The 13,502-nt window shown below is 66.6% G+C and carries 10 protein-coding genes and 1 pseudogene; 5 read left to right on the top strand and 6 right to left on the bottom strand.

What is annotated here, in order from left to right; translation table 11 throughout:
• Positions 1 to 14 precede the first annotated feature (14 nt).
• The 3 genes from EO170_RS01715 (at position 15) to EO170_RS01705 (ending at position 2,097) form a co-directional block, all read left to right on the top strand.
• On the top strand, positions 15 to 707 hold the full coding sequence (locus EO170_RS01715; protein WP_003482177.1) for a rhomboid family intramembrane serine protease: 693 nt from the start codon (positions 15 to 17) through the stop codon (positions 705 to 707).
• A gap of 83 nt (positions 708 to 790) precedes the next feature.
• Positions 791 to 1,111, top strand: coding sequence for a DUF1820 family protein (locus tag EO170_RS01710; RefSeq protein ID WP_016901574.1), 321 nt, complete (start codon positions 791 to 793; stop codon positions 1,109 to 1,111).
• Complete coding sequence (locus EO170_RS01705; RefSeq protein ID WP_126942032.1) at positions 1,111 to 2,097, top strand: D-2-hydroxyacid dehydrogenase family protein; 987 nt, start codon at positions 1,111 to 1,113, stop codon at positions 2,095 to 2,097. The genes EO170_RS01710 and EO170_RS01705 overlap by 1 nt, the downstream gene beginning before the upstream one ends.
• Positions 2,098 to 2,337: 240 nt before the next feature.
• Here the strand turns inward: EO170_RS01705 and EO170_RS01700 are convergent, their stop codons facing one another.
• Positions 2,338 to 3,867, bottom strand: coding sequence for a S41 family peptidase (locus EO170_RS01700; protein ID WP_126942030.1), 1,530 nt, complete (start codon positions 3,865 to 3,867; stop codon positions 2,338 to 2,340).
• Between the two features lie 141 nt (positions 3,868 to 4,008).
• Positions 4,009 to 5,307, bottom strand: a complete 1,299-nt coding sequence (locus EO170_RS01695) for a peptidoglycan DD-metalloendopeptidase family protein (RefSeq protein ID WP_180707973.1) — start codon at positions 5,305 to 5,307, stop codon at positions 4,009 to 4,011.
• A gap of 97 nt (positions 5,308 to 5,404) precedes the next feature.
• Here EO170_RS01695 and EO170_RS01690 point away from each other — a divergent pair, with 97 nt between their 5' ends.
• A complete protein-coding gene (locus EO170_RS01690; RefSeq protein WP_104586254.1) occupies positions 5,405 to 6,061 on the top strand; it encodes a hypothetical protein in 657 nt (218 codons plus the stop codon).
• 60 nt (positions 6,062 to 6,121) lie between these two features.
• A pseudogene (locus tag EO170_RS01685) lies at positions 6,122 to 7,837 on the top strand (M28 family metallopeptidase); the annotation flags it as partial.
• 391 nt (positions 7,838 to 8,228) lie between these two features.
• Here EO170_RS01685 and EO170_RS01680 read toward each other — a convergent pair.
• The 4 genes from EO170_RS01680 to EO170_RS01665 form a co-directional block, all read right to left on the bottom strand.
• The gene (locus tag EO170_RS01680; RefSeq protein WP_164739720.1) at positions 8,229 to 8,675 is read right to left on the bottom strand and encodes a PepSY domain-containing protein; all 447 of its coding nucleotides are present in this window, start codon (positions 8,673 to 8,675) and stop codon (positions 8,229 to 8,231) included.
• A gap of 291 nt (positions 8,676 to 8,966) precedes the next feature.
• Positions 8,967 to 10,028, bottom strand: coding sequence for a glycoside hydrolase family 5 protein (locus EO170_RS01675; protein ID WP_104536613.1), 1,062 nt, complete (start codon positions 10,026 to 10,028; stop codon positions 8,967 to 8,969).
• 511 nt (positions 10,029 to 10,539) lie between these two features.
• Positions 10,540 to 11,529: a glycoside hydrolase family 5 protein gene (locus tag EO170_RS01670; protein WP_181116652.1), complete on the bottom strand. Its 990-nt coding sequence runs from the start codon at positions 11,527 to 11,529 to the stop codon at positions 10,540 to 10,542.
• Between the two features lie 782 nt (positions 11,530 to 12,311).
• Positions 12,312 to 13,385 carry a glycoside hydrolase family 5 protein gene (locus EO170_RS01665; protein ID WP_126942024.1) on the bottom strand — a complete coding sequence of 358 codons (1,074 nt, stop codon included), beginning with the start codon at positions 13,383 to 13,385 and terminating at the stop codon, positions 12,312 to 12,314.
• Between the last annotated feature and the right edge of the window lie 117 nt (positions 13,386 to 13,502).

Here is a 13,502-nt window from a genome sequence, read left to right as displayed (position 1 = left end):
AGAGTGCCACTCCGATGTTCGTCTCCCTCCCCTCCCGCAAGAAACCCACCCCGCGCTGGGCGGTGCCGTTGCTGTTCGCCACCGTCTGGCTGGCCTATCTGTGGTCGATCAGCCGGCCCGGTGAGGCGCGCAACACGCTGTGGCTGGACTGGGGCGCGCTGTCCAGCGGCGTGTCCAACCTGGGCGACTGGTGGGCGACGCTGCGCGACGGCAGCGTGCTGCGGCTGTTCACCGCGTTGTTCCTGCACGCCGACTGGTCGCACCTGCTCGGCAACCTGGTATTCCTGCTGATCTTCGGGCTGCCGGCCGAGCGCATTCTCGGGCCATGGCGCCTGTTGCTGCTGTTCCTGGTCGGCGGCGCGGCCTCCAACCTGGCGGCGATCTTCGCGATCGGCACGCCGGACCGGGTGATCATCGGTGCCTCCGGCGCGGTGTCGGCATTGATCGGCACCTATCTGGCGCTGTTTCCCGGCGCCAAGCTGGGCGTGGTGCTGCCGCTGGGGGTGTTTCTGGAATTCATCCGCGTGCCGGCGCCGTTGCTGATCGGCGCCTGGGCGCTGCTGCAGGTGGTGTTCGCCTACATCGGCCCGGCCTTCGGCATGGTGGCGTGGTCGGCGCATATCGCCGGGTTCGTGTTCGGCATCGTCTACGGGCTGTACGTGCGCGCGGCGATCGCGCGGCGGCTGCGCAAGCGCCACGGCTTCTAGCGCGGCGCCAACGGGGCAAGGCGCCCCCGGGCGCAGCGCTGCGCGGGCCGCGCGCTGCGTAGTGGCGCGCCTATAATCGCCGCATGTCCAAGCCTCTGTACAAAGTCACCTTCCTCAATCACGGCAAGGTCTACGAGCTCTACGCCCGCCAGGTCACCGGCAGCCATCTGTGGGGGTTCAACCAGATCGGCGAGCTGGTGTTCGACGTGCACGACGGGCTGGTGGTCGATCCCACCGAAGAGCGCCTGCGCGAAGAGTTCGGCAACACCAAGACGCTGCACCTGCCGATGCAGAGCATCGTGCGCATCGAGGAAGTCGAGAAGAAGGGCCAGTCGGTGATCCGCGACGCCACCACCGGCGACAAGGTGGTCACGCCGTTCCCGTTACCGACCAAGCCGCGCTGATGCGCATCCTGGTGCCCGACGATTACCAGGGCGCCGTGCGTCACCTGCCCTGCCTGCAGCGCCTGCACGGCCACGATGTGCAGGTGCTGGGCGCGCTGGCCACCGATCCCAACGAATGGGCCGAGCGGCTGGTCGAAGCCGATGCGCTGGTGCTGATCCGTGAGCGCACCCGCGTGGACGCCACGCTGTTGCGGCGGCTGCCGCGCCTGAAGTTGATCAGCCAGACCGGCCGCATCGGCGCGCACGTGGACGTGGCCGCGTGCACCGAGTTCGGGGTGGCGGTGGCCGAAGGCGTCGGCTCGCCGGTGGCGCCGGCCGAACTGACCTGGGCCCTGATCCTGTCGGCCAGCCGGCGCCTGAGCGAGTACCAGCGCGCGTTGCACCAGGGCCGCTGGCAGGCGCTGGGCGATCCCGGCCTGGGACGCGGAGTGCACGGGCGCACCCTGGGCATCTGGAGTTATGGGCGGATCGGCCAGCGCGTGGCCGGCTTCGGGCGTGCATTCGGCATGCAGGTGCTGGTCTGGGGCGGCGACGCCTCGTGCGCACAGGCCGCGCGCGACGGCTTCGCCATCGCCGGCAGCCGCGAGGAACTGTTCGAACGCAGCGATGTGCTGTCGCTGCATCGGCGCCTGACCGCGCAAACACGCCACCAGGTCGGTGCGCAGGATCTGGCGCGGATGCGCCCGGATGCGTTGCTGGTCAACACCAGCCGCGCCGAGCTGATCGCGCCCGGCGCCTTGCTGGCCGCGCTGGATGCGGGCCGGCCGGCACAGGCGGCGGTGGATGTGTTCGAGCGCGAGCCGGTGCTGGATCCGCGCGATCCGTTGCTGCAGCATCCGCGCGTGCTGGCGACGCCGCATCTGGGCTATGTGGAAAGCGACAGCTACGCGCTGTACTTCGAGGCGGCGTTCGACAACGTGCTGGCCTTTGCCGCAGGGACGCCGCGCAATCTGGTCAATCCCGAGGCGCTGGCGGTAGCGCGGTAACGCTGGTTTGACGTGGTGATCGCGTGTTCGGGAAGGCTTATCGCGACCGGGGTCGCTCCTACAAAAGCATTGGCGCTCGATAGTGCCTCGCTGCGGCAGGGCCCAGGGTCGACGTCAGACCCGGCCAGCGCTGTGGCAAATGGATGATCGAGGAAGGCGTGCAAATGCGTTGCAGGGCCGCGCCTATCGACCGCACCGGGCGTGCGCAGCGGGCGATGCACCCGCTGCGCTGTGGCCGGATTACTTGACCGGTTCGGCCGGTTTGGGCTTGTCCGCAGGCGCAGCCGGTTGGGTCGGTTCGGCCGGCGTGGCCGGCTTGGCCTTTTCCGCCGGTTCGCTCGGCTTCTCGGCAGGCTTGGGCTTGTCGGCCGCTGCCGGGCGCGCGGCAGGCGGCTTGGGGTCGGCCGCGGGCTTGGCGGCCTTGGCCTTCTGCGCTGCCTGCGCCTTGGCCTTGAGCGCGGCTTGCGCCTTGGCCGCCGAGCCGGGCTGCTTGAGCTCGGCCAGCGCGGCGGCGATCGGGCCATCGCCCGGCAAGACGTCGCCGGCGCTGTAGCCCTCCTCGCCTTCGGCATCGCCGCGCAGATGGCCCGGCAGCGTGGCTTCGCTGAAGTCGGTCAGGCTGGCAGGCACATCGGCGTCGCCCGGTTGCGGTTCCGGGGTGAGCAGCACTTCCGGCACGATGCCGCTGGCCTGGATCGACTTGCCGCTGGGCGTGTAATAGCGCGCGGTGGTCAGCTTGACCGAGTCGCCGTTGTCCAGCGGCAGCACGGTCTGCACCGAGCCCTTGCCGAAGGTGCGGCTGCCGATGATGCGCGCGCGCTGGTTGTCGCGCAGCGCACCGGCCAGCACTTCCGACGCGCTGGCCGAGCCGGCGTCCACCAGCACCACCACCGGTGCGCCGCCGAGCAGATCGCCCGGGGTGGCATCGAACTTGGCATCGCTGATGGAGATGCGCCCGCGCGTGCTGACGATGTTGCCCTTGTCGAGCAGATCGTCGGCCACCTGCACCGCCGAGGTCAGCAGGCCGCCGGGGTTGCTGCGCAGGTCCAGCACCAGGCCGCGCAACTTGCCGCCGGCCTGCAGCTGCTTGAGGTTCTTCCGGAAATCGGCACCGGTGTCGGCCTGGAAGGTGCTGATGCGGATGTAGCCATAGCCCGGTTCCAGCAGCTTGCTGCGCACGCTGGCCACGCGGATGGTCTCGCGCTGCAGGGTGACGTCGAACGGCTTGGGCGCCTTGTCGCGCACGATGGTCAGCACGACCTTGCTGCCGGACTCGCCACGCAGTGGTTCCATCGCCTTGCTGGCGTCGATCGGCTTGCCGTCGATGGCCACGATGACGTCGCCGGCGCGGATGCCGGCACGCGCGGCCGGGGTGTCGTCGATCGGCGCAATCACCTTGAGCGTGTTGTCCTGCTGCTGCAGCAATTCCACGCCGATGCCGTCGTAGGCGCCGGTGGCCTGCTCGTCGAAGGCTTCGGCATCTTCCTTGTCGAAATAGGTGCTGTGCGGGTCCAGGCCCGAGAGCAGGCCGCGCACCGCCGCGTGCATCAGCTTCTTGTCTTCGACCGGGTCGACGTAGGCCTGCTTGACCGCGTTGTACACCGCCACGAAGCGGCGGATCTCGTCCAGCGGCACCTTGGACACGGCGGCTTCGTTGGCTTCCGGATCGTCCGCAGTGGCCTGGGCGGCGGCGGGACTGGCTTTCTGCGCCCAACCGGGTGAGGCGAACAACGCCAGCGACAGGGCAACGGACAGGACGGCTACGCGCATGAAGCACTCCGACAAAGAGATAAGACGCCCCGCAACGGAGCGGCCTGGATTATGCGCGAAGCGGCGGTAAATCCGCGTTGACTTGGCAGGGCCAGGTCGGGCGACGGTCATGCACCGGCGCGCGCGTGGCCTGGGTGGGGCTCAACGGCGCTGCAACCAGCTCGACGGATCCACCGGCTGCCCGTTGCGCCGCAGTTCGAAGTACAGCGCCGGCACGCCCTGCCCGCCCGAGCTGCCGACCTTGGCCACCGCCTCGCCGCGCTTGATCGACGCGCCGGCGTCGCGCAACAGCGTGTCGTTGTGCGCGTACAGGCTCATATAGCCGTTGCCGTGGTCTACGATCAGGATCATGCCGTAGCCGGTCATCCAGTCGGAGAACACCACCGTGCCATCGGCCACCGCGGTGACCGTGCTGCCCTTGGGCGCGCCGATCAGCACGCCCTTGCTGGTATGGCCGTCCGGCAAGGGGGCATTGAAGCGCGCCAGCAGGTTGCCCGACACCGGCCAGCTCAGGCCGCCGACCTTGGGGGCCGGCGCGCTGGCGATGACCTTGGGCGGGGTCTTGCCGGGACGCTCGGGGCGCTCCGTATTGCCACGCTTTGCCTGCGCGGCGGCTTCGGCGGCGGCGCGCTTGGCGGCGGCGCGCCGTTCGGCCTCGGCCTTGGCGGCGGCCGCGCGCAGATTGGCGAGCAGCTGCTCCAGCGACCTGGCGTCCTGGCCCAGGGCTTTTTCGCGTTCGGCGCGTTGTTTGTAGCGGTCGTCCAGCTGCGCGACGGTCGCCGCCTGTTGCGAGCGATCCTTCTGCAGCAAGGCGGCCTGCGCCTTTTGCTGCGCACGTGCCGCATCCAGCGCCTGGCGCCGGCTGGCGATGTCCTGCTCCACCTTGGCCAGCGCATCCAGCTGCGTGGTCAACGCCTGGATGCGCTGCGCACGTGCGTTCTGCACATAGCGGTGATCGGCCAGCATGCGCGTGGCATCGCCGACGGTGTCCTGCGACAACAGCACCTTCAACGGCGCGTTGCGGCCGACCTGGTCGGCGGCGCGCAACAACGCGGCCAGCTGCACGCGCTGGTTCTGCAGGCCGCGCTGCAACTGCGCACGGTCCTGCTGCAGCTTGCCCAGATGCTGTTCCTGCTCGCGCATCGCCGATTCGGTCTCGCTCAATGCACGCGAGGTCCTGGCCACCTTCTCATCGGCCTGGCGCAACTGCTGGGCGGCATTGCCGCGCTTGCCTTCCAGCGCGCGGCGGTCGGCGCTGATGGTCTTGAGTTCCTCGCGCAGCTGCTGCAATTTGCGCTCGGCCTCGCGCTGGCTCTGCGCGCCCGCCCCGGTGCTGCCCAGCAGCGCACAGGCCAGCACGGTCACCGCCAGCCACGCGCGTGGGCGGCCGGTGGCGGGGGCAAGCGGCAGGCGCGATCGCGGTGCGGGCGACAGGGGCAACGAAAGGTCCAATGACTTCAGGCAGGTGCGCGATTGTAGCCAAGCATGGTGTGATCGCCGCCACGCCCAAGACAGCCGCCGCCGCGCAAGGTTCAGCATGAAAGCCCAGCATCTCGTTCTGGCGTTGTCCCTGGTCTGCGCAAGTGCCTGGGCCGACGAGGACATCAGCAAGGTCAACGGCCGCATCAGCGCCGAGGCCGGCAAGGTCTATGGCGGGCTGGATACCGTCAACGGTTCCATCGAGATCGGCGCCGGCGCGCAGACCCGCAGCGTGGAAACGGTCAACGGCAGCATCCAGATCGGCGACAACGCCCGTACCGGCGATGTCTCCACGGTCAATGGCGCGATCACGCTGGGCCAGAAGGTGGTGGTGTCCGGCGGGCTGGAGACGGTCAACGGCAGCGTGCTGGTGGAACGCGGCAGCCGGATCAGCGGCGGCGTGGAAACGGTCAACGGCAGTATCGGCCTGGTGGAAACCGAGCTGGGCAAGGGCATCGAGACCGTCAACGGCGACATCACCGTCGGGGTGCGCTCGCATGTGCGTGGCGGGATCGAGGTCACCAAGCCGAATTTCAGCTTCTCGTTCAAGCCTGCGCGCAAGCCGCGGGTGGTGATCGGCCCGGATGCGGTGGTCGATGGCCCGCTGGAGTTCGAGCGCGAGGTCAGCCTGTACGTGCACCGCACCGCGAAGATCGGCGCAGTGACCGGCGCCACCGCGCGCAGCTTCGACAGCGACGTGGCACCCAGGGACTGACGCCCCCACCACGGGGCCAGCGCCTAGAATCGGGGGACCTTCGCCGCACGAGGAGTCCCGATGCCCCGCAAGATCCTGTTGTGCCTGGCCGCGACGCTGGCCCTGGCCGGCTGCAAGCGTGAACCCGCCGATGCGCCGAGCGCACCCGCCGCGCAGGTGCCGGCCGACAGCGCGCCCAGTGCCCCGGTCAGTCGCCACGCCTTCTCGCCGGAGCTGACGCCCGGCGACTTCGCCGAGCTGGTCAAGACGCTGGCCTCGGACGACTTCGAAGGGCGCGGCCCCGGGACTCCCGGCGAAGAGAAGACCGTCACCTACATCCGCGACCAGATGCAGCGCATCGGCCTGCAGCCGGGCAACGGCGACGGCTGGTTCCAGGACGTGCCGATGGTGGAAACCACCGCCGATGCGGCCACCGCGCCGACCCTGCGCAGCGGCGAGCAGACCCGTACCCTGGCCTTCGGCACCGACATCGTGGTCGGCACGCGTACCGGCCAGGCCGAGGTCAAGCTGGACAACAGCGAGCTGGTGTTCGTCGGCTACGGCGTGGATGCGCCCGAACAGCAGTGGAACGATTACGCCGGCCAGGACTGGAAGGGCAAGACGGTGGTGATGTTCGTCAACGACCCGGGCTTCCAGACCGGCGATGCCACGCTGTTCGACGGCAAGCGCATGACCTATTACGGGCGCTGGACCTACAAGTTCGAAGAGGCCGCCCGCAAGGGCGCGGCCGCTGCGCTGATCGTGCACGACACCCCGGGCGCCAGCTATGGCTGGGACGTGGTGAAGAACTCCTGGGCCGGCCCGCAATACGACCTGCCGGCCAAGGACGATCCCGATCCGCGCCTGCCGGTGCAGGGCTGGATCAGCGCCGAGACCGCCAAGCAGCTGTTCGCCAATGCCGGGCTGGACCTAGCACAGGCCTACAAGGACGCCAGCAAGCGTGGCTTCAAGCCGGTGCCGTTGAAGGCCAGCTGGTCGGTGGACCTGAAGAGCAGCATCGCCGAAAAGACCTCGCGCAACGTGGTCGGCGTGTTGCCGGGCACCAGCCACGCCGACGAGGCGGTGCTGTACATGGCGCACTGGGACCACCTGGGCAAGCATCCGGGCGAAAGTGGCGACAACATCTACAACGGCGCGGTGGACAACGCCACCGGCGTGGCCGGCATTCTCGAAATTGCCGACGCGTTCGCGCATCAGGATCCCAAGCCGGCGCGCTCGGTGGTGTTCGTGGCGGTGACGCTGGAGGAATCGGGCCTGCTCGGTTCCAAGTACTACGTGGCCAACCCGAGCTTTCCACTGGACAAGATCGCGGCGGTGATCAACCTGGATGCGATGTCGGTGGCCGGGCGCGCACGCGATGTCACCGTGGTGGGCATGGGCAGTTCGGAGCTGGAAGACATCCTCAAGCCGATTGCCGCGATGCAGGGCCGCACCCTGCATGCCGAGGCCACGCCGCAAAGCGGCTCGTATTTCCGCTCGGATCACTTCAACTTCGCCAAGGCCGGCGTGCCGGCGCTGTATGCCGATGGCGGCGAAGACCTGCGCGAGGGCGGCACCGCGGCCGGCCGCGCGGCCGCCGAGGACTACGGGCGCAATCGCTATCACGCCCCTGGCGACGAATACGATGCGGCCACCTGGAAGCTCGATGGCACCATCGAAGACCTGCAGGCGGTGTATGGCGTGGGCAAGGAGGTGGCCGTCGGGCAGCGCTGGCCCAACTGGTATGCCGGCAACCCGTTCAAGGCGGCGCGCGACCGCATGATGGCCGGCAAGCCCGCTACGGGCGAGGCGCCCGATACCGGAAAAGACGCCGGCGAAGAGGGCAAAAAGGCAGCACCGACGCGTTGACCGGTGCCGGGACGGCACGCGTCATGCAGCCGGTGCATGGCGGGGTGATGCGGTCTGCAAGGGCAGCAGCAATGCGGCGCGCATCGATCAGACGCGTATCGATCAAAACGCAAAGGGCCTCCTGGTGGAGGCCCCTTGCGTTGGGTGCGTCGTGACGGTTGCGGACCAGATCACGCTTGTTGTCGATGCAGCACGGTCGCGATAGTGCTGCGATGAATAATGCATCGATGCACTACGCGATGCCTTTAGCCGTGCTTCCGGCCACGCGCTGCCATCAAGCCAGCGGCATCATCTACGCCACCGGCTTCTGGCGTCTTGGTCAATCGTTGTCCACGCTGACCACGTGCCCGTCTTCCGGATCGACATGCAGCTCCACCTTCTGCCCGCCACGCTCGGCATCGGCGCTCCACAAGCCGTCTTCGAACTTGAGGTCGTGCACGTTGGAATAGCCGCCGGTCGACAGCGCGGCGCGGATATCGGCCTCGCTCAGCTTGGAGGTGGTCTGGTCGCCATAGACGCGGCCGGTGACCGGATCGATGCGGACGTCCACGTCCTTGCCGTCGCCGCTACGCGCGTCAGCGGTCCACACGCCATGCTCGAACTTGACGTCGTGCACCTTGGTGTAGCCCTTGCCGGTCAGCATGCTGGTGACCTCGCTGGAGGTCAGTGCCTTGGCCGGCTTGTCGGCGGCCGCTTGCGCAAATGCGCCCTGCGCCGCCACTGCCAGTGCGCCGATCAGCGCGGTCTTCATCAGTCGATATGCCATGTGATGCTCCTGCAGTGAAGTGCGCCCATGCTGGACGCGGCCTTATTGCTGTCAGGTGAAAGCCACTTCAAACGCGTTGCGAAAGTTCAGTGAGCTCAAGCTTTGGTGATGATGCGCCCGCGCTGCATACGGTGGCACGCACGGTCGTAAGAGGGCGTTGCGCAGTGGCACGTTGCGCTACCGCAACCGCATCATTCGCACTGTCCAACGACATGCGATCCGTGCGAAGGACGCAAAAAAGCGAGCCGCCTCGCGGCGGCTCGAGATTGACCTACAACCCTCTGCCTCACCTTACGGAATGGCGCGTGTGGCGCGAACGGCCTGGGGCGAGAGGATGGACATCTGCGGCCTGTCGGTGCCGTCCTTGTTGGGATGCACGCTGTACTCGTAACTGACATTCCACCACGAGCCGGCAGCCCACCACGTCCAGCCCGTCCACACATCTGCATTGGCATCGATATAGCGGAGCATGCCGCGCAGCGCTTCATTGCAGACCGGGTTGTTGCCGGTGCCGAATTCGCCCAGGAATCCGCGCTTGTGGTTGGTGCGCAACCACTCGGTGAAGCTGCGCAGGCGCTCGACACCGATGGTGGCACTGACGCAGACATTGGTGGTGCCACTGGAGTCGGCGTCCAGGTACTGATGCACCTCGAACGCGTAGCGATTGAGCGGATCGTAGATCGAGACCAATGCAGTTGCGTTGGAGTAACCATCGTTGGTGGGCGAATACCAGCTGTGCGCACCGGTCCACAATGCGCCCGGCACCAGGATCAGATTGTTCGCACCGGTGGCGCGAATCGCATCGATGCCTGCCTGTGCAGTGGCTGCCCAGCCGCTGGCCGATACGCCATTGGGCTCATTCATCAGCCCGAAGATCACGGCGTTGTCGCTGGGAAATACCAGCGCAAGGCGGCGCCACAGGTCGGCGAAGGTGGCGTTCGACACCTGGTCACCGCCAATCTTGTAGCCGTAGTATTTGCCGTAATTGTGGATGTCCAGCACCAGGTACATGCCCGATGCCTTGGCGCGTGCCACGGCTTGCTTTACCAGAGCCAGTTGGGTCGGATCCAGTTCGCCGCGTGCACTCGGCTGCAGGCGTTCCCACAGCACCGGCAGGCGGATCGTATTCATGCCAACGCCGGCGAAATAGGTGTAATCGCTGGCCGGGGCATACATATAGTCCTTGTTGAGGACACCGGGTTTCTTGGACGATGCAAATTCGGCGCCGGATAAATTGACGCCGGCATATTTCAGTGCGCGGGTTTGTGCGTAAACGGGTGCGAATGTGCCGAACAGGACGCAGAGCAGGGCGCAGCGGAAAATGGTGCGCAGCGTTTGAGAGACAGCAGACATAAAACAACTCCTTAGACGACGGGGATGGTGTGTCGCAGCGGGTTGCGTGCGATCTGCGCGAGGTGCGCCACACCTGTCGTAACCAATGCATCTGCCGTGCCTAATTGCCTACCACATCGCGTGTGAATTAAATGTGTTGGCTGGGTCGCAGTCACTTACCGCAGGGGTCACGTTCTGGAACAGCACGCTGTAACGCGCCGCGTTGAAAAGCGGTCGCGCACGCTTGTCGGCACCGCCATCGCATGCATGGCGCTGTCGAAAAATCGGCGAATGGATGCGCTCGCCGTCAACGCTGCGACGTCGGGTCACTGACGCGGCAGCGTTGTTGCGCGCGCACACATGGCGAGCGCTAGCGCGCGCCGTGTGCTGGCGTTTTATTGCGGAAGGACTGTGCTCACCGCGGCCGGGCACGGTTGCTGTCTGGCATCGGCACGCACTGCGCGTGCATGCCGATGCCGGGTGCCTGCTGCGCCGCGTGCGACGGGTGACCCTCGCTCGCGGCGTGCTTCGACTAGTGGGTGATGCGTTTTGCGCGCGCGCTCAGGATCGACATCTGCGGCTTGTCGCGGCCCTGCGCATCGGGATGCACGTTGAAGGGGTAGGTGCGGTTCCACCACGCGCCGGCGGCCCACCAGGTCCAGCCCAGCCACACGTCGCGGTTGGTCTCCAGATACCCCAGCATGCCGTTGAGTGCGCTGTTGCAGGTGGCGTTGTTGCCGGTGCCGAACTCGCCGAGAAATCCCTGCTTGTGATTGATGCGCAGCCATTGGGTAAAGCTGCGCAGGCGCTCGGCACCGACAGTGCTGCTGACACACCCGGCGCTGGTGCCGCTGGAGTCCGTGTCCAGGTATTGATGCACTTCGATGGCGTAGCGATTGAGCGGGTCGCGAATGGAAGCCAGCGCCACTGCGTTGGACTGGCCGGCAACGGTGGAGTACCAGCTGTGCGCGCCACTCCATAGCGCACCGGGCACCAGGATCAGATTGTTGGCGCCGGTTTTGCGGATGGTGTCGATCGAGGCCTGCGCCGCGTTGGCCCAGGATTGCGGATTGATGTCGTAAGGCTCGTTCATCAGCCCGAAGATCACGCTGTTGTCGTTCTTGAAGGCGATTGCCAGGCGTCGCCACAGATCGTTGAAGGTGCTGATCGGCACGCGTGCACTGCCGATCTTGTTGCCGTAATACCTGGCGTAGTTGTGGATATCCAGGATCAGGTAGACCTTGGCGGCCTTGGCGTTGGCCACGGCCTGGCGGATCAGCGCAAGCTGCGCTGCATCCAGCTCGCCGCCGGCCTTGGGTTGCAGGCGTTCCCATAGGATCGGCAGCCGAATGATGTTCATGTGCTTGCCGGCGAAGTAGCGGTAATCGCTGGCGGCCGGATACAGGTAGTCGACGTTGAGCACCCCGGGCTTTTGCGAGGATTTGATTTCGGCACCGGACAGATTGACGCCTGCGTACTTCAGGCGGTTCTGTGCATGTGCCAAGGGCACGCCTGCAAGCAGCACGCTGGCAAGCAGCAGCAATGACAACGCACGGCTGGACAGCCAGCGCGTCGGAGTGGGGGAGGGCAACATGGGTGACTCCTGAAGCATTCGCGGGGGAGATGCATGGCCCGGCGAACCTGCCACGGGCATGAAGACACTGCATCGCGCTTCACCCTAAGCGCATCCGGACATTCAAACTACGAATGCGAGATATCACTTAATTCGAGCTGTGAGCCACTCCGCAGTTATTGCCAAACATGCACACGCTTTGTTGTGGTAAAGCGACGCCACGCAGTCACGCCCATTGCAGGCCGGGTGCACTCTGCGCCGCACGGCTGCGGAAACACCGTGCATCCGGCCTGCCTGGAGGCGGCTGTTGTGCGATCGCAATGCTGCAGGTGATGACGTCGCGCGTGGCGGCCACGCAGATCGCAGTCGCGACGCGCTGCCCTGCGCAGGGCGATCGTCGGAACGCAAAAGCGCGGCGCGCGCGGCCGCGGTGCGACGCGCTGGGATCAGCACGCCGGCACGCGCAACTATCACCTGCTGCGATCGCGGAACTTGGTATGTGCCATGTGCAGCGCGTGCGTTGTGGGCTGCGCCATGCGTCCGGCAGCGGACCGCCAATGCGCATCCTGCGACACGCTGAGTGCGCTGGTGTCTGCCAGCGATGCAGCGCGCAGCAGGCAATCGTCGGCGGATCCCATCGCTTCTCCGTGGCAGGACATGGACGATGGCGCAAAAAAAAACGGTGGCCGCAGCACAGGCCGCGACCACCGTGAGCGGCCCGCCCGCGTGGGCTACTTGGTCGCGCGGCGTGCGTACTTGCTCAGAATCGACATCTGCGGCTTGTCGCTGCCGTCCTTGCCCGGCTGCACGGTGAAGAAGTACTCCGGCTTCCACCATGCGCCAGCGGCCCACCAGGTCCAGCCCAGCCACACGTCGCTGTTCTTTTCCATGTAGGTCAGCATGCCTTCCAGTGCCTGGTCACAGACCGGGTTGTTGGCGGTGCCGAATTCGCCCAGGAAGCCCTTCTGCTTGTTCTCGCGCAGCCAGGCGGTGAAGCCGCGCAGCTTTTCTTCGCCGACCGTGGCGCTGGTGCACACCGGCTTGGTGCCGCTGTAGTCGTTGTCCAGGTACTGATGCGCTTCGAAGGCCAGGTTGTTGCCCGGGTCCTTGAGGATTTCCAGGGCCTTGGCATTGGAGACGCCGTAGCTGGCGCTGCGCCAGCTGTGTGCGCCGCTGTAGGCGGTGCCCGGCACCAGGATCAGGTTCCTGGCGCCGGTCTTGCGGATCGCGTTGATCGCGCCCTGCGCCGCGGTTGCCCAATCGGTGGCGGAAATGCCGTTGGGCTCATTCATCAGCCCGAAGATCACCGACGCGTCGTCCTTGAATTCGAGCGCGAGCCGGCGCCACAGGTCCGCGACCGCCGCGGTGGGCACCTCGCTGCTGCCGATGCGCTTGCCGTTGTACTTGGCGTAGTTGTGCACATCCAGGATCAGGTACTGCTTGTTGGCCTTGGCTGCCGCCACCGCTTTCTTCAGCAGCGCCAGTTGTGCCGGGTCCAGGTCGCCGCTGAGCTGCGGTTGCAGGCGCTCCCACAAAAACGGCAGGCGAATCGTATTCATGCCCTTGCCGGCGAAGTAGCTGAAATCTGCTGCAGACGGGTAGGTATAGTCCTTGAACAGGGTGCCGGGTTTCTTGCGTGAGTTGAACTCGGCACCGGACAGATTGACGCCGACATACTTCAGGCCGCTGGACTGCCTGTCAGGATGGCCAGGCTCCTTGGCGTGCGCCAGCGGCATCGCGGCCAGCAGGGTCAGTGCGAGTGCAGCGCTGCGCAAGGATGGGAACGTGGGGGGAGAACGGAACATGGAAGCCTCCTTCGGCATCGACGTAGGCGGCCGCAGGGGGAGGGCACGGCCAGCAGGGATGGTGCAGGTCAGGACGGTGGTTGGTCAGCGTAGAAGCTCCGGCGTTAGCGCACCATT

The organism is Xanthomonas sp. BRIP62409 (assembly GCF_003992965.1).
Lineage (GTDB): Bacteria > Pseudomonadota > Gammaproteobacteria > Xanthomonadales > Xanthomonadaceae > Xanthomonas > Xanthomonas euroxanthea.
This window is presented reverse-complemented; position numbering and strand designations above follow the sequence as displayed.